Source organism: Chitinophaga varians, assembly GCF_014529945.1.
In the GTDB taxonomy this organism is placed as follows: Bacteria; Bacteroidota; Bacteroidia; order Chitinophagales; family Chitinophagaceae; genus Chitinophaga; species Chitinophaga varians.
Map to the genome: position 1 here is coordinate 391,752 of NZ_JACVFB010000002.1, position 25,558 is coordinate 417,309.

General features: G+C 49.3%; 22 protein-coding genes. 4 read left to right on the forward strand and 18 right to left on the reverse strand.

All coding sequences use genetic code 11. The annotated features are described in order from the left end of the window. Positions 1-23: 23 nt before the first annotated feature. From ICL55_RS09340 to ICL55_RS09410, 15 genes are all read right to left on the reverse strand, one after another. The gene (locus ICL55_RS09340) at positions 24-2,780 is read right to left on the reverse strand and encodes a BamA/OMP85 family outer membrane protein (RefSeq protein ID WP_188096339.1); all 2,757 of its coding nucleotides are present in this window, start codon (positions 2,778-2,780) and stop codon (positions 24-26) included. Further along, complete coding sequence (gene uppS / locus ICL55_RS09345; protein ID WP_078669975.1) at positions 2,761-3,522, reverse strand: undecaprenyl pyrophosphate synthase; 762 nt, start codon at positions 3,520-3,522, stop codon at positions 2,761-2,763. The genes ICL55_RS09340 and uppS overlap by 20 nt, the downstream gene beginning before the upstream one ends. Positions 3,523-3,742: 220 nt before the next feature. Continuing rightward, positions 3,743-4,609 carry a type IX secretion system protein PorG gene (gene porG / locus ICL55_RS09350; protein ID WP_188096341.1) on the reverse strand — a complete coding sequence of 289 codons (867 nt, stop codon included), beginning with the start codon at positions 4,607-4,609 and terminating at the stop codon, positions 3,743-3,745. A gap of 170 nt (positions 4,610-4,779) precedes the next feature. Beyond that, a complete protein-coding gene (locus ICL55_RS09355; protein ID WP_188096343.1) occupies positions 4,780-5,670 on the reverse strand; it encodes an NAD kinase in 891 nt (296 codons plus the stop codon). A gap of 113 nt (positions 5,671-5,783) precedes the next feature. Next, entirely contained in the window at positions 5,784-7,223 is a 1,440-nt protein-coding gene (locus ICL55_RS09360; RefSeq protein WP_188096345.1) for a POTRA domain-containing protein, read from the reverse strand. 116 nt (positions 7,224-7,339) lie between these two features. Then, positions 7,340-7,999, reverse strand: coding sequence for a CBS domain-containing protein (locus ICL55_RS09365; protein WP_188096347.1), 660 nt, complete (start codon positions 7,997-7,999; stop codon positions 7,340-7,342). A gap of 116 nt (positions 8,000-8,115) precedes the next feature. After that, a complete protein-coding gene (locus ICL55_RS09370) occupies positions 8,116-8,892 on the reverse strand; it encodes an alpha/beta fold hydrolase (RefSeq protein WP_188096349.1) in 777 nt (258 codons plus the stop codon). Positions 8,893-8,952: 60 nt separating this feature from the next. Then, positions 8,953-9,495, reverse strand: a complete 543-nt coding sequence (locus ICL55_RS09375; protein ID WP_188096351.1) for a CvpA family protein — start codon at positions 9,493-9,495, stop codon at positions 8,953-8,955. Between the two features lie 94 nt (positions 9,496-9,589). Continuing rightward, complete coding sequence (locus tag ICL55_RS09380) at positions 9,590-10,039, reverse strand: GatB/YqeY domain-containing protein (RefSeq protein ID WP_188096353.1); 450 nt, start codon at positions 10,037-10,039, stop codon at positions 9,590-9,592. A 32-nt stretch (positions 10,040-10,071) separates the two neighbouring features. Further along, on the reverse strand, positions 10,072-10,419 hold the full coding sequence (gldC, locus tag ICL55_RS09385) for a gliding motility protein GldC (RefSeq protein ID WP_188096356.1): 348 nt from the start codon (positions 10,417-10,419) through the stop codon (positions 10,072-10,074). Between the two features lie 55 nt (positions 10,420-10,474). Then, entirely contained in the window at positions 10,475-11,587 is a 1,113-nt protein-coding gene (locus tag ICL55_RS09390; protein ID WP_188096358.1) for a glycosyltransferase, read from the reverse strand. A 66-nt stretch (positions 11,588-11,653) separates the two neighbouring features. Next, entirely contained in the window at positions 11,654-12,088 is a 435-nt protein-coding gene (locus ICL55_RS09395; RefSeq protein ID WP_188096360.1) for a hypothetical protein, read from the reverse strand. Positions 12,089-12,134: 46 nt separating this feature from the next. Next, positions 12,135-13,256, reverse strand: a complete 1,122-nt coding sequence (locus ICL55_RS09400; protein ID WP_188096362.1) for an ABC transporter permease — start codon at positions 13,254-13,256, stop codon at positions 12,135-12,137. 92 nt (positions 13,257-13,348) lie between these two features. Beyond that, complete coding sequence (locus ICL55_RS09405; RefSeq protein WP_188096364.1) at positions 13,349-14,491, reverse strand: glycosyltransferase; 1,143 nt, start codon at positions 14,489-14,491, stop codon at positions 13,349-13,351. Next, positions 14,492-15,292 (reverse strand): alpha/beta hydrolase, encoded by an 801-nt coding sequence (locus tag ICL55_RS09410; protein ID WP_188096367.1) that lies wholly within the window; start codon positions 15,290-15,292, stop codon positions 14,492-14,494. 287 nt (positions 15,293-15,579) lie between these two features. Between ICL55_RS09410 and ICL55_RS09415 the strand changes: the two genes are divergently transcribed. Together ICL55_RS09415 and ICL55_RS09420 are read left to right on the forward strand one after the other, a co-directional pair. Beyond that, positions 15,580-17,373, forward strand: coding sequence for an acyl-CoA dehydrogenase family protein (locus tag ICL55_RS09415; RefSeq protein WP_188096369.1), 1,794 nt, complete (start codon positions 15,580-15,582; stop codon positions 17,371-17,373). Positions 17,374-17,529: 156 nt separating this feature from the next. Continuing rightward, a complete protein-coding gene (locus tag ICL55_RS09420; protein ID WP_188096371.1) occupies positions 17,530-19,275 on the forward strand; it encodes an N-acetylmuramoyl-L-alanine amidase in 1,746 nt (581 codons plus the stop codon). A gap of 52 nt (positions 19,276-19,327) precedes the next feature. On the opposite strand, the gene ICL55_RS09425 is transcribed toward ICL55_RS09420, so the two are convergent. Further along, complete coding sequence (locus ICL55_RS09425; RefSeq protein ID WP_188096373.1) at positions 19,328-21,463, reverse strand: transferrin receptor-like dimerization domain-containing protein; 2,136 nt, start codon at positions 21,461-21,463, stop codon at positions 19,328-19,330. Between the two features lie 324 nt (positions 21,464-21,787). Between ICL55_RS09425 and ICL55_RS09430 the strand changes: the two genes are divergently transcribed. After that, the gene (locus ICL55_RS09430) at positions 21,788-22,132 is read left to right on the forward strand and encodes a carboxymuconolactone decarboxylase family protein (protein ID WP_188090867.1); all 345 of its coding nucleotides are present in this window, start codon (positions 21,788-21,790) and stop codon (positions 22,130-22,132) included. 48 nt (positions 22,133-22,180) lie between these two features. Further along, on the forward strand, positions 22,181-23,218 hold the full coding sequence (locus tag ICL55_RS09435) for a 2-oxoacid:ferredoxin oxidoreductase subunit beta (protein ID WP_188096375.1): 1,038 nt from the start codon (positions 22,181-22,183) through the stop codon (positions 23,216-23,218). An 86-nt stretch (positions 23,219-23,304) separates the two neighbouring features. Here the strand turns inward: ICL55_RS09435 and ICL55_RS09440 are convergent, their stop codons facing one another. Together ICL55_RS09440 and ICL55_RS09445 are read right to left on the reverse strand one after the other, a co-directional pair. Then, complete coding sequence (locus ICL55_RS09440; protein ID WP_188096378.1) at positions 23,305-23,943, reverse strand: LysE family translocator; 639 nt, start codon at positions 23,941-23,943, stop codon at positions 23,305-23,307. Positions 23,944-23,966: 23 nt separating this feature from the next. Next, on the reverse strand, positions 23,967-25,511 hold the full coding sequence (locus tag ICL55_RS09445) for a GH3 family acyl-acid amido synthetase (protein WP_188096380.1): 1,545 nt from the start codon (positions 25,509-25,511) through the stop codon (positions 23,967-23,969). Positions 25,512-25,558 lie beyond the last annotated feature (47 nt).

Genomic DNA, 25,558 nt, shown 5'->3' on the forward strand with positions numbered 1-25,558 from the left:
CAATATATAAATTTATTTCACAATTATTCGGGTTCAAAGCCGAGCATGAAGGTAAACTTAGCCGCATCCTTCAGGCCACCGCCAGACTTGATACGGTCAAATCCTATACCATAATCAAATCCAAGCAGCCCAAACATCGGCAGATAGAAGCGCATACCGATACCAGCAGAGCGACGCAGCCTGAAAGGATTGTAATCCTGCATATCACGGTAACCGTTAGCAGCCTCGATAAACGCCAGACCAAAAATAGTGGAACTGGGGTTCAGGCTAAACGGATAACGCAGCTCCATCACATATTTGTTGAACACGGTGAAACCACGGTAATCGGCCGGCTGACCAGATTCAGGGTTCAGGCTCGGATCGGAAGTATAATACACCGGATAGCCTCTCTGGGAGATGATATCACGGTCATAGATCGCAAAGTTGCTCAAACCATCACCACCCAGCTCAAAGCGGCCGAACGGAGACAACGTGGTACGGTTGTTATACCGGGAGATGTAACCGAATTTGGCAGCCACTTTCAATACGAAAGTTTTGTTGTCGCTACCCATCGGACGGCTCAAGGGTACATACCATTCCGCATTGAAACGATATTTCTGGTACTCGATAAAGTTGAACTGCTTGGAGATCGGATCTTTCGTATAGTCCTTGCTTGGGTCAAACAGTGAGTACGGAGGCGTATACTGGGCAGACAGCATGAAGTTGGAACCACTACGCGGGAAGATCTGCTGGTCCACAGAAGAACGCGCCAGGGTAAACTTCAGGTTAAGGTTATTGGAAGTACCGTTGTCAAAGCCCGGGATACCGAAGTAGTTATAGTTCTTCAGCTTGTACTGCTGATAGTTGACAGAATAGATCAGCGTGAAGAAGTCGTCCGGCCATTTCAGCTGCTTACCGAGTGACACGGAAGCACCCAACACTTTAAAGTGACCGTCGGTGGTAGTATTGTTCTGATTATAAATGTTAGCGTAGTAGTTGCTGTAAGCGTATGGGTTCTGATAGCTGCTGTAGAAGCTAACGGAGAACTGGTTACGTTTTTTACCGCCCAGCCATGGCTCTGTAAAGGAGAAGTTGTAAGAGCGGTATGCTTTACCGTTGGAAGACACGCGGACAGACAGTTTCTGACCATCGCCGCTTGGCAACGGGTCCCATGTTTCTTTACGGAAGATGTTACGCAGGGAGAAGTTGTTGAACGTTACACCCAGGGTACCGGTCAAACCGATATAACCACCCCAACCGGCAGACAGTTCCAGCTGGTCATTGGCTTTTTCTTCTACGGTATAGTCAATATCCACGGTACCATCGGCTACGTTAGGCACGGGGTTCATCCCGATTTTCTCCGGGTTGAAGAAGCCGAGGTTGGCAATCTCACGGTTGGAACGGATCAGGTCAGCGCGGCTGAATTTTTCACCGGGGATGGTGCGGAGCTCACGGCGAATAACGTGTTCATTGGTTTTTTCGTTGCCCGCGATGCGTACTTCTTTGATGGTGGCCTGCGGACCTTCGCGCAAACGGATCTCATAGTCGATGGTATCGCCACGGATGCCGATTTCCACCGGATCGATCTGGAAGAAGAGATAACCATAGTCCATGTAGTAGCCGGTGATGTCACCGCCTTCCTGAGACATTTGTTTACCCAGTCTTTTTTCCAGCAGTTCGAGATTGTACACATCTCCTTTCTTGATACCCAGGATGCGGGTCAGTACGGAGTCACTGTAACGGGTATTGCCTTTCCAGGTAATATCACCGAAATAGTATTTTTTACCTTCAGAGACAGCCAGGTCGATATTCAGGTTGCTGGCGCTGGACTTATAGGTGGTGTCTTTGAGAATGAGCGCGTCTCTATAACCTTTGGAGTTATAGTAGCTCACTACTTTGCCTTTATCCTCGATGTATTTGGACTCGTTGAATTTAGCAGAGCTGAAGAGTTTGAAGCGGAAGTAGGGGTCCAGCTTATCCAGTGCACGGGTTGGCTGCAGGAAACCGTAAGTTTTCCAGAAATCGTCCGGTTGGGCCAGAGAGTCCACATATACCTGTTTGGTATCAGGGTAGAGGGTGAAGCGGGTCCGCTCCTTTGTTCCCTTCATTCTCTTTTTCAGCTTGGAATCGGCAATGTTGTAGTTACCAACAAAGTTGATATTGTCGATACGTACCTTGTTGCCTTTATTCACGTAGAAAATGAGGCCCATGGAGTTTACCTGGCCACTGTCTTTTCTTTCTTCCGTTCTAACGGTAGCGTTGCCGAAACCTTTGTCGGCATAAAATTTATGAACTACGCCAATGACGTTCTGTTTAAGGGCGGGGGTTACCACGGTACCTTTACGGAGGCCGGCTTTGGTGGCGATATCATCAGCTTCGCTTTTTTTGATGCCTCTGAACTGAAAGCTGTTCATGCGGGGCATTTCGATCAGGCCGATTTCCAGCCAGATTTTATTCCCTTCTATTTTGGTAACGTAGATGGTTACGTCAGCGAAGAGGCGCTGAGACCAGAGGCTTTGGATAGCTTTGGTAAACTGGTCTCCCCCGGGGTATACCACCTTATCGCCTACACTGAGGCCGGAGAGTGACAGCAGTAATGCTTTATCCAGGTATTGGGTACCGGCAACGGTGATATCTGCAATCTCGTACTGTTGCGGATTAGCCATGCTCGGGGAAATTGCCGGCGGATTAGCGGGTGGCTGTACGGGTGGCACGGTATCTTTCTGCTGAGCGGATACACGTATGCCTGCACTGCAACATAATGCTATAGCCAGAAGGCCCTTAGGAAATAATTTCTTCATTCTGCTGAATTTGTTCGCTTGTTTTGCCAAAGCGCCGTTCTCTGGTTTGATAATTTAAGATGGCTTGGTAAAGATGTTCATTGCGGAAGTCCGGCCAACGGGTGTCTGTAAAGTACAGTTCCGCGTAAGCCAGCTGATATAGCAGGAAATTGCTGATCCGGCATTCTCCACTGGTACGGATCATTAATTCCGGGTCGGGTAATCCTGCAGTACAGAGATATTTTTCCCATACCTCCGGCGTTACGGAAGCCGGGTCGAGGGTCCCTTTCTTCACATCCAGAGCGATTTTCTGGGCAGCATTCACGATTTCCCATCGGGCACTGTAGCTGAGGGCCATGATAAGATTAAGGCCGGTATTGTGGCTGGTCAGCGCAATCGCCTCTTCCATTTCCTGTTGGGCCTGGGGGGGCAGCATGCTCATGTCTCCGATGACACTCAGCCTGATATTATTTTTGGATAAGGTCCCTACCTCCTTCCGGATAGTATTTACGAGCAATTCCATAATACCGTTCACTTCGTAAACGGGGCGATCCCAGTTTTCAGTAGAGAAAGCATACAGGGTCAGGTAGCCTATTCCAAGTTCTGCACAGGTTTCTACGATATTGCGCACACTTTCCACGCCTTCGTGATGCCCATACAGCCTGTCTTGTCCACGCTCCTTAGCCCAACGGCCGTTACCGTCCATGATAATGGCGATGTGGCGGGGTAACCGTTGTAAGTCTAATTTATCCTTCAAGCTCATTTTGTGTCAGGCGTATTATATCAGTTTATACAGATTTACTAAAAGTGTGCAAAGATACAAAAATAGAGTAATGACTTTTTTAGCAAAGCTTGACCCCCTGTTTTAACGTAGTTTTAACAGCGAAATCAATACCAGCGGGGATTTTCGGGAATTTCGGCGGTAGAACCGGGCTATCTGGAGGCAAGAAATGCCGGCCCGTAGAAAGTATTTTAACGGTAAATTAAAATTTACAGTTGTAGGAGGTGAACAGGATACTAATCGTGAGCTCTATGGTAACAAATTGGTCTTTGTCGCGGCTGTTACCCCGCTGCCGGCCAGTTACGCCAATAGGCTCGCCGGTTACGTACGACCGGTCCTGCAGCCGGTAGGCTACACTGGACTGCCCGTTGGGCAATGTCGGAAATGCCCCCGGTCCGGCATAAGTTGTACTGACGTCGTCCAGATAATCTGTCTGCGTGAAACGATACAACGCTTCCAGACCAACATTCACTTTTTTTGAAATATTATACTTGAAGCCGCCTCCGATCAGGAAGGCATAAGAAACGAGGCTGTAGGGCTTACGGTCGGGATAAAGGGCCGTTCCCTGCCCTTCTGTACGCATGGGCTGAAGATAGTACTTCACCCCGTCCATATAGGCGTAAGGGTTAAAATGGAAGATACTGGCGCCGCCAGACAAATACGGCGAAAAACGATGGTCCAGTGTTCCCGGTTCAAACTTGAAAAAATTAAAATCACCCTGCAACGCCAGCTCAAATACGTTCGTATTAAAACTCAGGTTCCTGCGGTGTTCAAATTCATTTTTATTATATACGTCTGAATAACCCAGTTGCATAAAACGACCATGGGCGCGCACACCCACGTATTCGTTCAGGTATTTACGGTAGTACACGCCTACCGCCGGCTTGATGGTATTCAAAGCCCCTCTGGTATTCAAATCCCCGAAATATTGCGCCCCGCCGATCGATATTCCCAACTCCCCTACATATTCCAGTTCATTTTGTGCTTTCGCTTCACCGGCCAACAGGCAAATGATCGCCAACAGGAACGATAGCACGAAGTTTTTAGGATATAAAAAAGGTTTCAGCATAAATCAGTTCTACTTAAACGCAATAATGCCGGATTTATTTAATGTGTGACCGATCATTTATGCTAACAGCTTACCTATCAAACCACTTCACAGGCACAATTGAATTTACAATCAGCAGGCAATACATTTGTAAATGTAGGAATATATTTAACAAATATTATATCCGGCACTCATATTTTGATACGATTACGGGCATCGATACCCCAGAGCAGTTTATTGCGTAACGTATGGAGGAAATTACTTTCGTCGAGCCGTAACAGGCTGATTTTGAACCGCTCTTTTTTTATCGCCAGCTGCACGGAGCTGTCAATGGTTTCCATACGGCTGTCCAGCGTACACAGAAACTGATCGCTCCGGCCTTCCACTTCAAAAGAAATAACGCTTTCATTCGGAACAATGATAGGGCGCACATTGAGGTTGTGCGGCGCTACCGGGGTGATCACAAAATTACCGGCATCCGGAAAAACGATAGGGCCACCGCAACTCAGGGAGTACCCGGTAGACCCGGTAGGGGTAGACACGATGAGCCCATCTGCCCAATAGGTGTTCAGAAACTCGCCGTTCAGGTACGTATGGATCTTCACCATGGCGGAGGTATCTTTCTTGTGGATGGTGAACTCATTTAAGGCGTAGGGTATTTCCCCAAACAGGGGGATATTGGCGTCGAGGTGTATCAGCGACCGCTGATCGACGATGTACGTACGGTCCAGCAGCGCCTGTACCAACGCATGGATCTCATCCCTACCGATACTGGCCAGAAATCCCAGGCGCCCGAAATTAATCCCGATCACAGGGATATTGGTATCCCGTACATAACACACGGTGTCCAACAGAGTACCATCGCCACCAAGGCTCATCAGAAAGTCGATTTTTCCCGGCAGGTCTTCTGCACAGGAAAACAGGGCAGGTTCCTTTTCAAAAGGAATATACTGTACCAGAATACGGTAAAACGGTTCGTAAAAAGTAGCGGTGATCTCCGCCCGCTGTAATTCATCCAGCAACAGCCGGATGTTGGCTATATCTTCCGAAATAAATCCCCTGCTATAAAGAGCAACCTGCATAATAAATTACGAATTACGAATGACGAATGACAACCCACCAGCTATCAATTACAGACTACGGATTAATTAAGAACTTTTCATTCGTAATTTGTAATTCGTAATTCGTAATTGATTTACATATCTACACTGGTGTGTAAAAATAGTCCTTTTTGCCCTAACTGATTAACGCTGTACTCTATACGTAAACAGGTATCATAGAAAGAAACAATATCGATACCTATACCGCCGGTATACAAAAAGCGGTTATTGAGGAACCCATTGCCCGGAAACTTGCTGTAGGCATAGCCTGCATCGCCAAAGGTTTTGGCGAGGATCCGGACAGGCACGGTATTGAACTTCTTAGGCACAATGGGAAGCTTGATTTTGAAAGACACCAGTTCCTGACGCAGCGTGGATTTCAGGATGGCAAAGCTGGTACCGTCCACCACATAGTACTCGAGTCCCCGCAGGTAGTCATCACCATATCCCAGCGCCTGCTGGTTAATGTAAGGCTGGTCGGCCGAGAACTTCACCTGGCTGCGCATGCCCAGCGACAGGAACGTCTTGCGGTGCACCTGCCAGTACCGGGTGAAGTTGAGCCGGAAACGGACATCGTCGATATCACTGAGCGGACCGATGCCTCTTTTACCGGCTTCTCCCGAAATACTAATGCCTTTAAGCGGGTATATCCAGCTGTCAGCCTTGATGTAGGTGAAGCGGTAGGTCAGGTCCAGAAAACGAACGCTGGTGCGGCCTTTCCCGAGGTAATCGGGATTGAGGATGGCCACCGAGTCCGCCACTTTTTCATAGTTGTAGTTGAGAAACACCTGATGACGGGCATTAATCGCTTTCCGATAGCTGTAACGCAGACCGATAACATAGGCCTGACGCAGGTATTCATCATCTTTTTTGAAAAATTGTTGTTTGTTATTGCTGGTGAGATTGTTCACCTCACGGTTACGACTATATGAAAACAAGATACCCAGCCCGTGACGGAAACCTTTGTCAATATAGGGCAGGTTATAAGCGAGCGATATTTTTTGGGTATAGCCGAACTGGAGCGTTGCATCCAGGCCATCATTACGGCCGGTGAGGTTTTCCTGCATGCCTTTTACACCAAGGTTGAGGCGGTTGAACTTATGCCCTTTCTCCACCCACCACTGGTTGAAATTACGGTCGGCCAGTTTAAAAATGGGGAAAGCGAAGGTGTACCACCGCTCCCATACTTCAAACACCAGGTCGGCGCTGTTGCCATCCCAGTTTTTGACGTTGGCGGTGACATTCAGGAAGAGGGAAGTATTAAGTAACTGTTTGCGGCGTTCTTCCAGCGTTTCAGCCAGATCTTTCAGGTAGATGGTATCTCCCGGCACAGTACTGATTTCCCTGAGTATGATGGAGGTACGGGTTTTCTTGTTACCGATAATAATGATATTTCGGACAACCAGGTAGCCGGAATCCTGCACCAGTGCTGTAGCACCCTCTCCTTCTCCTCCTGACCGGCCTGCGGCCGTGCCGGATAATCCGATGCCGAGCAGGCATATGATTCCCAGCAAGTAATAACAGCATCTCAGCATTGTAGGCGTCTCTGATTTAGAAAATTCTAAAGTTTATTTAAATGTGTGTCCTTATCATGGAAGATAACGAACCCCATCAAAATAATCAAATAACCGGAAAATTAATGCGACGGCTCTTACATGCTGATGTAATTCATCAACAGGTCGTAGTTCTTTTTGAGCAGGTCTTCTTCCTGTTCTTCGGAATAGATGTATTTGATTGTGTAGTTAAACCGTTCATAGGTAGCTACGAGGGAATGCAGTTCCTGACGGTTGGTTTTCAGCAGTACTTCCAGTTTACCGGACGGATCGGTTAACGTATTCACGCTGAGCAGGGTTACATCGTTGGATTCAGCGATACGGGCAATTTCGCTGAGGCTGTAGTCTCTCGGGTCCATTTCCAGGGCCAGGATACCACCCGCCTCCTTGGCGCCATTGTATTGGGCCAGGGCAGCCAACAGGTTATCTTTGGTGATAATGCCCAGGTAGTCATTTTCTTTGGTAATGACGGGTAGTACAGATAATTTGAATTCGTAAAACAACTTCAGTGCCTCGAAGAGGTGGGCGCCTTCCTGAATAGCAGGGCGGTTGGCGCCGTTATATTGTATGGACTCCAGCTGTAATTCCGGTTCTTCCATATCCATAATCTGGTCTTCCTCTATCAGCGCCATGTACTTATTTTCCACCACCATGGGCAATTGCGTAAGATGATATTCATTCATCAGGCGCAATGCCTTGGCACCTGCATCCGAAGGCTGCAGAATTGGCACGGTGGATATGAGTTCTCTGGCGGTCATTTTCGTGTATTCTTACACAATAATAGCAAAGAATCTTCCAACAGAAAAAGAAATTACGCGTACGGGCTGCCGGCCGCACCTGTAGAGGGCGGTGTATAGGCGTTTACAGCGCTGTTTCAGGCAGTTGGCTGTGTCTTCAGTCTTTCCAGGAAAGCGTGCAGAATTTTGTTGAATTCATCAGGGACTTCCATCATAGGGGCATGACCGCATTTATCGATGAATGCCAGTTCAGAATTAGGTATAAGCTTTTGGAATTCTTCGCCTACCATCGGTGGCGTAACGGTGTCATTGCGGCCCCAGATCAACAGTGTAGGTTGTTGAATATCCTTCAGTTCATCGCCCAGGTTATGCCGGATAGCAGACTTCGCGAGGGTGATGATCTTGATCACTTTCAGGCGGTTGTTCACAATTTCAAACATCTCATCTACCAGTTCCTTGGTAGCGATCTTAGGATCATAGAAAGTAAGCTCCGCTTTTTTACGGATGTATTCATAGTCTCCTCTCTTAGGATAGGTTTCGCCCATTCCGTTCTCAAACAGGCCGGAGCTGCCGGTGAGTATCAGCGACTTAACGGGTGCTTCCGGGTGTTTCAGCAGATATACCAGTGCCACATGGCCACCGAGGGAGTTACCCAGCAGGTGTATGTTCTGATAGCCTCTGGCCTCAATAAACTTATGCACAAACTTCGCCAGTCCGCCAACAGACGTTTCCAGGATGTTTAAATCATACAGGGGTAACATGGGTATCACGACCTTGTTATACTGCCGGAAATACTCGATCATGTGCGAGAAATTGCTCAAAGCACCAAAAAGTCCATGCAATAATACCAGCGGTTCTCCTTCTCCTTCTTCTATATAATTAAACTTACCCTGTGTTTTGATTTCGTAATCCATTGCCAAATCTTGAAAGTCAATTTTACGCTAAAATAATTCTTTTTATTAATCTAAATACTGTCAGGCCGGTTGTAACTGCCGGGCAGCCTTGTCAAAAAAGGCCTGCAACTGGGAGAAAACGTCTTTAAAAACAGGTATCCAGGCGCCCATGTGGTCCAATACCCACGGGCCAATAGGTTCGATATAAGGATATACTACCGACTGGAGTTTGGTTTCCGGGCTCAACAGATAAATCTGATTGGCGATCCACAGTACCACACTGTAAATAATCGTAAATATCAGGGCATACAACAGGATACCGCCCAGCCGGTTCAGCCACCCCATCATGACCATTTCCACCAGCTTCTGCAGGGCTCCGGCGCCCAACCGTACCAGTAAAACCACCCCCACAAAAAGGCAAACGAAACAAAGTACAGGGACCCACCGGGAATGCACATCCCACCGTTGCTGGACTTGCAGGGCCGTCACCGCGGAAAGTTTGAGGGCTACCGCCATCCCGAGGGTTACGGCGATCAGCGAAAATACCGCCACTATCAATCCCCGAGTATACCCCTTATAAAGGGCAAATACCATGATAATGGCAAAAACGATATCAATCGACAAACTAATACATTTGATTATTTTGGTATTTGATTATTTAACCATTTCAATGGCCGGAAGCCCGGTATTCAAATAATTAAATAACCAAATATCAAAATTATTTAAGGAGTTCTTTCACCATAGCGGAAATGGCCTTGCCATCAGCTTTACCGGCCAGTTGTTTGGTGGCCACGCCCATCACCTTGCCCATATCGGCAGGGGAAGCGGCGCCTACAGACGCAATGATGTCTGCCAGGGCAACTCTTAATTCATCTTCGGTCATTTGTTTGGGCAGGAAACGCTCAATTACTTCCAGTTCCTCTTCTTCTTTCTTTGCCAGGTCTTCACGGTTCTGCTGACGGAAAATTTCGAGGGAATCTTTCCGTTGTTTGGCCAGTTTCTGTAACAGTTTGCTCTCATCAGCTTCTGTCAGCTCACCATTGCTGCCTTCTGCGGTTTTAGCCAGCAGAATGGCCGCTTTGATGGCACGCAGTGCACGCAGGTCTGCTTCTTTTTTGCCCAGCATCGCCGTTTTAATCTCGGCATTGATGTTTGTTTCTAAAGACATATGTGGTCACGTTTAATGGATAATCGGATAGATTATTTGGTTTCTTCTGCCTGTTGTTTCTCCTGGAATTTCTTGAAGAAGTCCCGTGCGAAGGCTTTAAATTCTTCTCCCTGGTCACGGTAATTGGTCGCACGAACATAGGTATCGGCCATGGTCATCATTGTCTGAAAGAAGAAATCAGCCATTTCATCCACCATCATGTCTTTTGTCCACAGGTCGATACGCAGGGCGGCTTTTTCTGCCGGGTCCCAGAAAGACACCATCATGGCTTTCGCCTTCATCATGCGGTCTTCCTTATTATCTGTAGCGCTCCACTCAATCGTTTCCGGCACTTTATTTTCGTCCAGACCCACCTGGATCTGTATGTTTTTCTTACTCATGTTTTTTTATTAAAGCGCAAAAATAACTAATCATCAGGGATTTTGACATCCGGCTTTATTTTAACAGGTTGGCCAGCGTGGTCCCCGCGGCTTCCCAACTACTGCCCGGCCTCAACGGTGGCTCCATGGCCAGTAAGCGGTTACGCAGCTGCTCGTCTTTGTACAGCAGGCTCATTTTCTCGGCCAGGTCATCTACGCTGGCAGGATCGGTATATAATACGGTTTCTCCGCCAGCTTCACGGGCGGCCATGCTCTCCATCGCTATGACAGGCACGCCACACTGGCGGGCCATATACAAAGGCAGGGGCAGGCCATCGAAGCGGGTAGGATATATCAGGGCATAAGCCCCTCCTACGGCAGATGCCAGTTCCTCCATGGTCAAATCTTCCTTCCATACCACGTCATGGCGGAACTTAAAACTCTCCAGGGCTTTGACGATCTCCGCTCCTGCAGCCGCCAGATTACCAGCCAGCACCAGTTTCAGGTTGGTGCGCTGTCGCTTCTTCAAAGCGGAAAAAGCTTTGAAGACCGGCATCATATTATTGCGCGGATGAATACTTCCTGTCACCAGAAAATATTCCACCCCGCCAGACCATGTTTTTTTGGCGGCCTCGCGGTCGTCCCACTCCAGTGGCCGGAAAAGGCTGCTAACGGCAGGTTCCAGCAGTACCACTTTATTAGCCGCGCCGGGTGCATAACGCAGCAGCTCTTCTTTGGCAGTGGCCGACAACACGGCGATCTGCTTCGCCCGGTCCAGGTAACGGGTGAGGTATTTCTTCAGGGAGTCCTGCTCACGGGCGGATTGCAGACCTGCATCCTTCAGGAACGACAGGTCCCTCAACAGGATGAGCGCCGGTACCTTGCTGCGTAGGGGCAGTGTACCGTCAAGCCCGATATACCACCGGGCGCCACCGGCTTTCATGGCACGAGGCAGCTGCCATTCGCGCCACCAATAGCGATGCCACCGCTTACCACCTTTCAATGGCAGTGCCACCGGGGTAACGTTCGCCGGGAAAGTCAGGTGCGGGGGTATCTCCCCATCAAAATAAAAAGTAAAGCGGTACTCCGGCTGTTGCCGGCAGAGTGCGAATATGATTTCAGTTGCCACCTGTCCGGTATCTGCAGGCAGGTCCCTTCTCAGGCAGGCGGCATTAACAGCAATTTGCATAGTCGTTTCACTTGATGTGACAGCCTGCAAACCTACATTATTTTGCCTTGCCGCAAGGGGGATAATTTATGAGCCGGATTTGTTGGTGATGAGGAACTCCATCGGAGTGGCTATATTGGCCGTATTCCCCAACGATGACAGGGAAACCGTTACCTTGTAGGTTTTCACTTCCTTCAGATGCTTCAGCGTAACATTGATCGTATTCCCGGTAGCATTCGGCACATCGTCCTGCGCCAATGGAATACCTCCCGGGTCTGTTACTACGTTGAGCATTATTTTCACGCCTTTGTCCGGTACTTTGGAAGTGATTTTCACCTGGAAGGTAAAGGTACTGTCCATGGCCACATTGGCCTTACCGGCCACTACGCCGGCCAGTTCCACTTTAAGGGCCTCCTCCTGTGTAGCAGGTGCAGGCTCTTCATTCGTTTTCTTCTTTTTGCAGGCAACCAGTGCTATCAGAGCACCTATCAGCAGTATGGTTAAATAATTTCTAAGTGACATGCAACAGGGTATGTAAGACTAAAATTATATTTTTTTCATATGTAAATCAAATTTTACTTCTTACATCCAGCGCATCGCGCAAACCATTGCCCAACAGATTGAAAGCCAATACCAGTAACATAATGGCAATTCCCGGGGCCAGTGCCAGCAAAGGATTATGCGTAATAATGAAGTTGTAGTTTTCCTTGATCATCAGTCCCCACGAAGGCTGCGGCGGTTGTACCCCCACTCCGAGAAAACTCAGCCCCGCTTCTACCACAATGGCGGTCGCGAAATTCCCTGCCGCCACTACCATCACCGGTCCGAGGATATTAGGCAGGATATGCCTGACAATAATACGGGTATGTCCGTATCCCAATGCGCGGGCAGCTTCTACAAATTCCAGCTCCCGCAGGGCCAGTATCTGCCCGCGGATAATACGGGCCACGCCCACCCACAAGGTAAGCCCCACAGCAATAAACACCTGCCAGAAACCCTTTCCCATAGCGAGTGTCAGGGCAAATACCAGCAACAGCGACGGCATGGACCAGACAACATTGACCAGCCACATCACCATATCATCGGCGGTACCTTTGAAATACCCGGCGATGGCCCCCATCAACACCCCAATGGTCAGGGAGATGATCACGGCGATACAGCCCACCCCCAGGCTTACACGGGTGCCAACCAGCAAGCGGCTCAGGATGTCGCGGCCAAACTTATCAGTGCCCAGCCAGTAGGTGACAGGAAAAATTCTTTCCCCGGCAATCTTCTGTTGCAGTTCCGACAACGGAAGATCGCCTGCCTGCCGGCTGCCATACCATATTTCACGGAGATCATATTTTTCTTCGCGGGACAGGCTTTCATCGACATAACGCTGTACGATCAGCGTACTGTCCTTAAACTGCCAGGAGTGTACCGGTGTCCAGGTCACATCCGACTCCTGCCCATACAGCAACTTCCCGAAAAAAGACACCCGGGCCACCGGCTGTGCTTTTTTAACGGCCAGCATCTGCACCCGGAACCCGGGATGCTGCCCTCCTACCTCCAGCACCATCCTGTTGGCATCAGGCGTATTATCCGGTGCAATCAGGTAGGCCAGCAGGCTGACCACCACGGCCAGCGCAATCACGGTCAGACCAGCCAGTGCGCCTTTGTTTTTTTTAAGCCTCTTCCAGGCAGACCGCATATAAATTTTTTATTTGTTTATTTATTCATTCCTCCATTTGGCTAAAGCAGGAACTCTTCCAATGAAAAATAATAAAATGAATAAATGAAAAATTAGTTAACCTGTCGGCCTTTCCACTGATAACTACCAAACTTGCCCAACCAACCGGCGAGAACAATATAAGGAATATGAAATATCTGCCCTGGTATAAACCATACCAGTAAAGCTGTCTTGTGGAAAAATCCTGCTACCGGCACCAGAAAATACAGTTCAAGCGTCACCTTGAACAACATCAGGATAAGGAAGGCAGGCCACCAATGCGGGATGAACAGCGCAATAGCGCCCATGGCCAACAAAGCCACATTGAAGAAATATACCAGCAACAGCATCCAGGTGAGGCGCCGGTCTTCATATTTATCGGCTTTGGACGACCAGCGGATGCGCTGATTCATAAATCCGCGCAGTGTTTCTACCGGCAACGTACGAACAATCGCATCGTCATTTTTCAGGTACATCACCCCATCGGGGTAAGCGTTGTAGATTTTGTACATCAGCAACATATCATCACCGGAGGCGATATTATCAATCCCTGCAAAACCGCCCACTGAATGGAAAACACTCTTTTCATAAGCCAGATTGGCGCCATTGCACATGGTACCTGACTTCAGCCGCGCTACAGCCCCTGTAATGCCCTGCATCGTCATAAAATCGAGCGACTGCAGCTTCATGAAGAAATTACGCTCCCTGAAAAAGCTCACCGGCGCCGCAATAAATTTCGGCCGATTGGTTTCATAAAAACGGACAATGGTTTCTATCCACCTGGGCCCCATTACACAATCGGCATCGGTGGTCACGATAAGATCTCCCCGGGCCCTTTCGATGGCCATAGAAATGGCCTTTTTCTTATAGGCATTGAGGCGTTCATTTTTAGTGAGCATGTCCTCCATTTTCAGCAGGCGGACATTGGTTGCCGGAAAACGGGTCACAATGCCCGCAGTATCATCTGTCGAAAAATCATCTACAACGATCACTTCCAGCAATTCAGCCGGATAAGTTTGTTGTTGCAGTGCCTTTAACAGCACAGGCAGATTGTCTGCCTCGTCCCGTGCGGGAATAATAATCGTGACACTGGTAGTACCTTCTATGGGCTGTACCGGCACAAATTCCGGCAGCTTCCTCCAGCCGCGGCTATACCATAGCATTAACAATCCATATCCAAGTGCCAGTAAGGCTACGACGATCAAGAAAAAATACATTCAGCTCAGGTTTGTTTTAATAACGGAGGCCAACTCCTTTGAAATCAGCTGGTGTCCTTTATCAAGGACCAGCATTTTACCGGGAAATGAACCGTCCATAAACCGGGTGCCCAGAACAGGCGGTATTACCCGGTCATATTTTCCAAATATCAGGAGTGTAAAAATGTGGTGATCCCCCAATAATTGTTTGCACTTTTTTTTATCCGGCATCATCCGGCGCATCAGGGTCCAGATATTATATACCTGTTCTCTTTTGACCTGTTGGTTCATCCGGTGTAAAGCAAATTTATACACACTCTGGTTCAGTAATCCCAGCTTACGCCATAGTTCCAGCAGGGTAAAGAACAGCCGGGGATTGTCTGTATTGTATTTAAAAATACGGTTACCGACGCTGGTTTGTGTCACAAACATATGCCAGGGGTTGTTCCGGAGGCCGTCCGCCGCCAGCATGATCAGGCCGTCGATGCTGTCTGCCATGGTTTCTACCAGGCAGAGGGCCAGCCGGCCTCCCATGCTGTATCCCAGCAGGGTAAAACGTTCCTTTTCCTGTTGTTGCAAAACCATTTGCACGACTGCCTTCAGATCTGACTTTTCGAAGGGGCGGTCTTCCTCCCAGATGGTTTCCCCGTGTAGCGGCATATCCAGCGCCACGAGGGTGAACTGATCTCCCAGACCTTCCGCCAGTGGCGTAAAGTGCGCCGCACTTTCACCGAATCCGTGCAGGCAGATCAGCAACTGCGGACCTGTTCCGCTACTGATTCCATGAAACCGGCTTTTAGCATATGGCAGATAAAAATCCATAAGGGGGAACAATGATAGGGAAAAAACCCCAGCCATTAGAGATTTAGATATTTTTTCATTTTTCTATTTAGCAACATCGTGGCTTCATTAAATGAGAAAATGACAAAATAATAAAATGGTCAACTGTTTCGGTTTTGTTAAAAATTTTTCCGCTGAAACGATTACTCCGCGGGCAAATGGCCGGTCAACCGGCGTCCGGGAGCAGTGGATAAATCAGGGTACCGGCCGGCATGGTTATATTTCAGGTTAATTCGGTAAATTACGGAAGTACCAAAAAATCAGAAAACATGGACGCAACAGTTGACAATAAGCAAGCGCTGAAAGGCGCAGAGTTCCTGATCAGGGAAAGTGTACCGGAGGATGTGTTTACCCCCGAAGATTTTTCGGAAGAGCAGTTGATGATTAAAGACATGGCCGATCAGTTCATCAGTAAGGAGATCACGCCAATCGTTGACCGTATCGATAAGCTGGAAGAAGGCCTGATGCCCTCCCTGTTGGAAAAAGCAGGCGAGCAGGGACTGTTGGGCGCCTCCTTCCCGGAAGAATACGGTGGGCTGGGCAAAGATTTCGTAACGGCCACTATCATCAATGAAGGACTGGGCGCCGGTCACTCGTTTTCTGTAGCCATGGCTGCCCATACAGGCATTGGCTCGCTCCCTATCCTGTATTTTGGTACAGAAGCCCAGAAGCAAAAATATATTCCCAAACTGGCCACTGGCGAAATGAAAGGCGCTTATGCCCTCACCGAGCCGGATTCCGGCTCCGACGCTCTCGGTGCCAGGACCACTGCCAAACTCACGGAAGATGGCCAACACTATGTGCTCAACGGCCAGAAAAGCTGGATCACCAACTCCGGCTTCGCCGATGTATTCACCGTATTTGCGAAAATTGACGGCGACAAATTCACCGCTTTCATCGTAGAAAAAGGCACCCCGGGCTTCACTTTGGGAGCAGAAGAACATAAAATGGGCATCAAAGGATCTTCCACCCGCCAGATTTATTTCCAGGATGCTAAAATCCCCGTGGAAAACGTACTGGGCGTAATTGGCAAAGGACACCTGATCGCCTTCAATATCCTTAACATCGGCAGGCTGAAACTGTGTGCCGCCGCCCTGGGCGCCGCCAAGAAGTGCATCACCACTACCGTGCAGTATGCCAATACCCGTCAACAGTTCAAACAACCGATCGCCAATTTCGGCGCCATCAAACATAAACTGGCAGAAATGGCCATCCGTACCTGGACTGCTGAATCTGCCCTGTTCCGTACCGCACAGCTGATCGATGAAAAGGAAAAAGAACTGCTCACCTCCGGCAAGCCCTTCAACGAAGCCCTGCTGGGCGCCGCGGAGGAATACGCCGTAGAATGTGCCATCCTGAAAGTAAACGGCTCTGAAGTACTGGACTATGTAGTAGATGAAGGTGTGCAGATTCATGGGGGCAACGGCTTCAGCGATGAATACATCATCTCCAAAGCTTACCGCGACTCCCGTATCAATCGCATCTTTGAAGGCACCAACGAAATCAATCGCCTGCTGACGCTCGACATGACGCTGAAACGCGCCATGAAAGGAAAGCTGGACCTCATGAACCCGGCGATGAACGTCATGAAGGAACTGATGAGCATCCCCGACTTCGGCAACGATGATGAAAGTGCGTTCAGCAAGGAAAGAAAACTGCTCTCCAATTTCAAGAAAGCCATCCTCATGACTGCCGGCGCCGCCGCCCAGAAACTCATGATGAAGCTGGAAACCGAACAGGAAGTACTGATGAACATCGCCGATATGGCCATCGAAACCTTTGTGGCTGAAAGCGCCCTGCTGCGTCTCATGAAGCTGGTACAACACAAAGGCGAAGCTGCCGCTGCGCTGCAAACAGACATCGTTCGCACTTACCTCTACGATGCAGCAGACCGCATCAATAAGTCCGGTAAGGACGCCATCAACGCTTTCGCAGAAGGCGACGAACAACGCATGATGCTGCTCGGCCTCAAACGCTTCACCAAAGCAGAACCTTTCAATGCAAAAGAAGCCCGCAGAAAAATAGCGGACCAACTCATTGCAGAAAACAAATACATCTTCTAAATTTTGTTATTTTTTTTATTTGGTTATTTGGCTATTTGTTAAGGCAAAAGGTCTTTATCAAACAGCCAAATAATCAAATAGCCAAAATAGCTAAATGATTAAATATCAATTGCTTTCTCCTATTTCCCTCTTATCTTTACATGATTACGCAGGGATATGAAGCACGTATCGAGATTATTACTCCAGACATTAATAGCCATTGTAGTTCCCCTGTGGGCCAGCAGCCAGGCATTTATCCGGCTCAGCCAACCTTCCCGGGAACAAAATAATGTGAGCACCGCCCGGCAATTTATCGCCGGCAGGACCTGCACAGGTTGTAAGGTCACCATCAATAATGAAAAGGTATACGTGTACAGCACCGGCACCTTTGCGGTAAAAAAAGAACTGACAGAAGGAAGAAATGCATTTACCATCGTCGCAGAAGACGATAACGGTAAAACCTACACGAAAAATATCACCTGGTATTATGCACCGGTGCCACCGCCCCGTGTAACCAGTTCCTTTCGCATAGACTTCATGGAGATTTCTCCCAAAGGCAATCTGGAAATGTCTGTGGGAGATACCCTGCATGTGAAAATGAAAGGATACCCCGGCGCCAGGGCCACCTGGTTTAACAATGTGCCACTGCGCGAATTACCTGCCTCCCAAAGTGGTGGCGTCGCAGGTTATTATACCGGCATGTACGTCCTCCAACCTTCGGACTCGCTGCTAAACGGGAAAATACAGGTGCGCCTGCATAGCGGCAGCGAAACCGCCGTCCTCAACAGCACCTACCGCTACAGCATGATGCCGCATGGCATACCGCTGATGGGACGTACCATCGATAACATGACTTACCTCACTTCTGCTGCAGAAGGAGACCGTCTCGGGCCCGACAAAATAGGCTATCTCGATAAAGATGTACTCCTGCATATTACCGGCCATCAGGGCGATTACTACAAAGTACGCCTGTCGTCTCACCGGACCGCCTTTATTCCCGAACCGCTGGTGGATACCGAAATACCACAGGAATCCCCCGCAGTAAGCATCGTATCGGACGCTAAAGTATGGGGCGATGAAAAAGCCGATTACGTGTCGGTGGAACTGTCGGATAAATTACCCTACACCTCTACGCAGATGGTGTCTCCGGGCAAAATCATTGTAGATGTGCATGGCGCCTACGCAGAGCAGGGTATCAGCACGCTGCTACAGGGAACACGGGAAATTACCGGTGTACAATGGCAGCAGCCGGCGCACGACGTGTTCCGGATGGCCATCTCCCTGAAACATGCACCATGGGGTTATCAGATTTATTATGAAGGCAACCGTATAACGGTGAAGGTTAAACGTGTTCCGGAAAACCTTTCCCTGCGTGGTCTGATCATCGGCGTAGATGCAGGACACGGCGGCGGCAATATGGGCTCCGTGGGCCTTACCGGCGTTTATGAAAAAACACTGACCCTCAACCTGGCGCTGCAACTGCAGAGCGCACTGGAAAGAGAGGGCGCCAGCGTTATCATGACCCGTACCACCGAAAAGTTTGTGGCCAACGAAGATCGTCTCTCCCTCTTCCGCCGCGCTAATCCGGACCTTCTCCTGAGCATACACCTCAACTCCTCGGGGAACCCGGTAGATGTATCCGGTACTGCCACCTACTACAAACACCCTTTCTGCGAACCGCTGAATGCCGCTATCCACCGACGCTTGCTGGAAACAGGCCTCAATGATTTCAAAAATAACGGCGACTTCAACTTCATCCTGAACAACCCCACGGAGTTTCCGGACGCACTCATAGAAACACTGTTCATCAGTAACCCGGGCGATGAGGAAGAAATGCTAAACCCACAATTCCAGCAGGAGCTGATCAATAAAATTATCCTGGGCCTGAAAGATTATCTGAAGAATCTGGGAGAAGGCAGATAGCTGCTCAATATATTCAAATGAAAAGGGCTGATCGATTGATCAGCCCTTTTCGTTAGTTGCTGGTTAATGTCTGTAGATATTGGGTGAGCCTGTTGATAGCTGCTGCGGCAGCATCTATCTGCTCTCTGGCTTCTTTCCACCGGCGCTGTTCCAGCGCTTCCCTTACGCCGGGAATGGTTTTCACACCATAACCGGTATAGAATCCGGGTGCATACAGCGTATGTTTGTACCATGGACGGGAAGGCAACCCTTTATCATTGAGCAGTTGTTGTTCCGCCTGATAGAGGCGCTTGTTGACCTGCGTTTTGCCTGTCGCCAGTTTACCGGAAAAGCCCTGCGTTACGGTATCCAGCGCAGCGAGTGCGTTTTGCAGCGGGCTGAAATCAATGTAGGGCACGGCTGCACGGGAAGCGGGCGGCAACAAATGTTTAGCCGTGTCAGCTGCCAGTTGGTATTTGTTTTCCCGTATCAGCTGGTTCTCCAGCGCGGTGGCCTCCCGTAGGTCTGTGGCCAGCTCGGTGAGCTCGTTCACATATCCGTTCACCGTTTCATACAGTTTGCGGAAGTCGAAAGGCAATGTAACGGCATTGGCTATACGCAAAGCTGTATGACCTGCGGTCTGTGACAGCGTCACGCCATAGCTGAAAGTAGGGTCTTTAAACCGTACGTAGTTATCATAAGAGTCGTAGATGGAATGGTATTCGCCGCCGGCATCTTCCCCGCCGAAGCCGAGGTCCAGCGAAGGCACACCAAGGTGTTGCAGGAAGGAGGAGTAGTCAGAACCGGAGCCCATGGCGTTGATGGCAATTCCCTGACGGGACAGCTTTTCCTTCTTTTGTTTGACAGTGGCGGCCTTCAGCACATCAGCAGCCTGCCGGCGGGCCAGTATGCTGACTTTAGTCTGTGGATCGATGATGTCCCGGCCTACCTGGTTAATCAGGGTTTCCAATGCATGAGAACCGCTGGCACTGAGGAATCCACGGCCGTTGCTGTCGGAATTGATGTATACCACGGCTTTTTCCTGTAGCTCAGCGGCATGATCTTCCACCCATTCGGTAGAGCCGATGAGGCCCGGCTCTTCTCCGTCCCAGGCGCAGTACACCAGCGTGCGGCGGGGTTTGAAGCCTTCTTTGCTCAGCTCACCAATCGCTTTGGCCTCTTCGAGCAGGGCAGCCATGCCACTGATAGGGTCTGACGCTCCGTTGACCCAGGCATCGTGGTGGTTACCGCGCACTACCCATTGGTCCGGCTCTTCAGCGCCTTTCAATTTAGCAATTACGTTGTGGCAGGGACGAATCTGCCAGTCGAACGACAGTTTCAGATGCACTTTCGTTTTTCCGGGTCCTATGTGATAGGTGAAAGGTAGTGCGCCACGCCATGCATCCGGGGCCACCGGACCCTCCAGTGCTTTGAGCAGCGGAGCGGCATCATGGTAACTGATAGGCAATACCGGTATTTTCAGGAGGTTAGGCGCCTGAAGGCGGTCCAGCCGTTTAGCATTGGCGGTAGCGCCTATATTGGGCGTGAGCGGGTCTCCGGGGTAGATCACCATGTCCATGATAGAACCACGTTGCACGCCGTATTCATTTTTGAAAGCGCCCTGTGGGTAAACATCACCCGCAAAGTAGCCATCGTCTTTAGGATCGGAGTAGATGATACAGCCGATAGCGCCGTGTTCCTGGGCTACTTTGGGCTTGGTGCCGCGCCAGGAGCGGCCGTATTTAGCGATGACAATTTTACCCCGTACATCCACCCCGGCACGTTCCAGGTATTCATAGTCTTCCGGGAGGCCGTAGTTCACAAAAACCAGCGGGGCAGTTACGTCTCCATCAGCGCTCCAGCAGTTATAGGTGGGCAGCTGGCCTTCCTGCCCGGAGGTGCCGTCTTCTTTGAGGGCGGGTTCTTTTAGCACTGCCTTATAGGAGGTGGGGCCGGTCATTTCCAGCAGGCGTTCTTTGGGTGTGGGAAACAATACCTGATAGGTAACGATTTCAGCGTCCCAGCCATAGCTTTTAAAGCGCTGGAGGATATCTTCCGCCACGGCTTTCCCTCTGGCAGAACCGATGTGATGCGGCTGTGAAGAGAGGGCTTTAATGGCCTCTCCAATATGGCTGCTGCTGAGATGCTGGTCAAAACGGGTTTCCAATTGTTGCTGGCGGGCAGCTTCGGCATCAGTGTAGCCCAGCATTTTTTTGTCCTGCGCCAGCAGGGTGCCGCTGGTACATACACATAGGGCCAGCAGGCGGTAAAAAAGCGATGTTTTCGTAATCGGAGGTTCAGATCTGTTGGTTGACGAAAAGAAGTTGGTATATCAGACAATATACAAATAGTCCACCATATCGATGGACCTTTTTGATGAAGAAATTATCAACATAACTTTTTGTTATTGTCCATAATCACAGGTTATAGGGCAAACAGTCCACTTAATCAGTAGATTAGTCTATATTTGTAAACACTTTCATAGCTTTATCCCTGTGAAACCATCCGTTAAACTTTTATAAAGAGGATTTATATGTCAAACACGATTCAGGAGTTCAACGACTACCGCGCTAAGATGAACGAAGTGATTCTGGGAAAGCAGAACAAGGTGATTAACAGGCTGTTCAACCTCGATACCAATACCTATGCCGAGGGGGCGCTGAGCACTAAAACGAAAGAAATGCTGGGATTGGTAGCCTCGATGGTGCTGCGTTGCGACGATTGCATCAAATACCATCTGGGCAAATGCCATGAACAGGGCATCAGTACCGAAGAGATGTATGAGATCTTTGCGGTGGCCAATATCGTGGGAGGGACCATTGTGATTCCGCATACCCGCCGGGCAGCTGAATATTGGGAAGAGCTGAATAATCAGTAACTTTACAGGATACATATATACATACTCATATATACTTAACTCATACAAATGTCAACAGCAACTATAGCTCCGCAGGCCTTAACAGCCAAAGATTTTGCAACGGACCAGGAAGTACGCTGGTGCCCTGGCTGCGGCGACTACTCTATACTTAAACAGGTACAAACCATTATGCCTTCGCTGGGCATTCCCCGCGAAAATATTGTGATCGTTTCTGGTATCGGTTGCTCTTCGCGCTTTCCATACTATATGAACACCTACGGTATGCACTCGATCCATGGCCGTGCTACCGCCATCGCTTCTGGTCTCAAGGCTACCCGCCCGGAGCTGAGCGTATGGATCGTTACCGGTGATGGCGACGGCCTGTCTATCGGTGGTAACCACACCATCCACCTGCTCCGCCGTAACTTCGACGTGAACGTGATGCTGTTCAATAACCAGATTTATGGTCTGACGAAAGGACAATACTCGCCTACTTCCGAAGAGAATAAAGTGACCAAGTCCACTCCTTTCGGCAGTATCGACCATCCGTTCAACCCGCTGGCACTGGCACTGGGCGCTGACGCCACTTTCATTGCCCGCAGTATGGACCGCGACCCGAAACACCTGCAGGAATTGCTGAAACGCAGCCACGCCCACAAAGGCGCGTCCTTCCTGGAGATATACCAGAACTGCAACATCTTCAATGATGGCGCATTTGAAATATTCACTGAAAAATCCAGCAAAGCAGAAGAGACCCTGTTCGTAGAACAAGGACAACCGATGATCTTCGGCGCCCAGAAAAATAAAGGTCTCCGCCTCGACGGCCTCAAACCCGTGGTAGTGGAACTGGGCAGCGAATACAGCGCCGCTGATCTCTGGATACACGACGAAAACGACTTCTACAAAGCACAGCTGCTGACCCGTCTGTTCGACGATCCACGCATCGAAGGCCACATGCCACGTCCTTTCGGCGTCTTCTATCAGACAGAGCGTCCTACCTACGAAGCAGTCATGGCTGCCCAACTGGAAGATGCCCTCTCCAGAAAAGGAGCCGGCGATCTGGATAAGTTACTGGCAGGAAATGAAACCTGGACAATTACCGCATAATCATCTTACTAAATAAAAAGCAGGAAGCCCGTTGATGTACGATCAACGGGCTTCCTGCTTTTTATTTTAATCTCGTTTATATCCTCCTAATGGCCTAATGTCCCCAGCTCAAACATCACTTTATACAACAACACCACGCCGAAGATGATCATACTCACGCCAGCGATACGGTTAAGCCATTCCACATTGGTGAGGGTCAGTTTATGCCGGATTTTGTCGGAGATAAACACTTTGAGGATATCAGCGGAGAGTACCAGCGCCAGACATACGCCATACATGACAAACCGGTGGCCTACAGAAGTAGCGGCGTTAGCCACACATACCCCCAGCCAGAAAATAATAACGCCGGGATTGAGTGTATTCATCAGGAAACCGGCCAGCCATATCTTCAGATAGTCGTGCGTGCGGAACATCTCCGGTTTTTCATCACCGGTGCTGATCCTCACCTTTTTGAAGAACAGTCCGTAAACGCCCATCCCAATCAGGAGGAAACCGCCGACCACTCCGATAGAACGCTTGTATTCTTCCAGTCCGTTAATAAAGGAGGTAGCCAGGTTGCCGGTCACCACAAAAAAGATATCGCTCATAGACACGCCCAGCGCAAAGCTGATACCTGCCTTGAAACCATTATTGATACTGTACTTGATGATGGCGAATATTACAGGCCCCACCGATAACGACAGAAATAATCCCAGTCCTAATCCAGCTACAATTGATGTTATCATGCGTATATATTCGGGGTCACGGATTATGCCTGATGCTTCACTGTTTTACCAGCCAGGAATTTCTCCCAGTCTTTCAGCTTGTCTCCTTTCATTACCCTTGGGAATTTGTTCATCGCGCCTTCTTTGCCTTTGCAACGCAGGTAATCGATAAATACTTCGTTAGGCAGTACTTCCACGAACACTTCTTTCAGTGCGGAAGTTCTTTCCACGGCATAATCGTCGTTTACTTCAGCCAGGGTCTGGTCGATGATTTCCCGGATTTTAGCCACATCACTCACCGGTTGGTCAGTACCAATGTACCAACGGTGCGCGAACAGGTTCTCATAAGGGAAACCAGCCACGGTAAACTCACGGATGGTAATGCCCATCTTTTTCTGCACCGTGTCAATCGCCTTGTTCATATTGTCGACGCTCATATGCTCGCCGGCAAGACTGAGGAACTGTTTAGTACGGCCTACGATCACGATTTCATGCTCCTTCACGGAAGTGAATTTCACCACGTCCCCGATCAGGTAACGCCATGCACCCGCGCAGGTAGACAGCATCACCGCGTATTCCACATCTTCCACCACCTCATTGATCATGTAAGATTTAGGATTAGGCTTCACTTCACCGTCAGCGTCAAAGTTTTCCTCATTGAAAGGAATGAATTCATAGAAAATACCGGCGTTCAGCACCAGTTTGATGCCTCTTACATTTGGGCGTGCCTGGAAGCCGAAAGAGCCTTCAGAGGCCATGTAGGTCTCAATGAAGTTGATCGGTTTGCCGAGTAATTTCTGGAAACTTTCACGATAAGGCTCGAAAGATACCCCACCATGGATATAGATGGCTAGGTTAGGCCAAATCTCATGAATATTTTTTACCCCGTGGTATTTGATGATCTCTTCAAATACGATCTGTACCCAGGCCGGCACACCACAAACGGTGCCCACGTCCCAGGTAGGCGCCTTACGGACGATCAGCTTGATACGCTGCTCCCAGTTGGGCTTGCGTGAAATGCTGCCGCCGGGCTTATAAAAGCGACGGAACCACCTTGGGATATTCTTGGCCTGAATGCCGCTCATATCCCCTTCATAGTAGTCGCCTTTTTCAAACAGGGAGGTAGTGCCTCCCAGCATCAGGATACCTTTTGTAAAAGACTTCGGCGGGATGTTGAAGTTCACCATGGAATACAGCTGCTTCACCCCTACCTTCTTCACCGTCTTCAACATGGCTTTGGTAACAGGAATATGCTTACTGGCCGATTCAGATGTACCGGAGCTCAGTGCAAAATATTTGATCTTCTCGGGCCAGCTTACGTTAGCTTCCCCTTCCAGGCAGCGGTACCACCACTCCTTGTGCATCTTACTATAGTTATGCACAGGTATTTTCTCCCGGTACTGACCGATAAAATTCGGACTGTCCAAAATGTCCTGGAAATCGTAGTGCCGGCCAAACTCAGTATCCTTGGCCTTCTCCAGCAGACGGTGCAGCACCTGCAGCTGGTATTGGCGAGGTGTACCTAACTTAAACGTGAACTTCTTCCTGATACGTAGTGACCTGGAAATCAGATTACCTATGATGGCCATTAACTTTCCCTCTCTTTAATTGAACTGCAAAAATAAGTTGAATAATG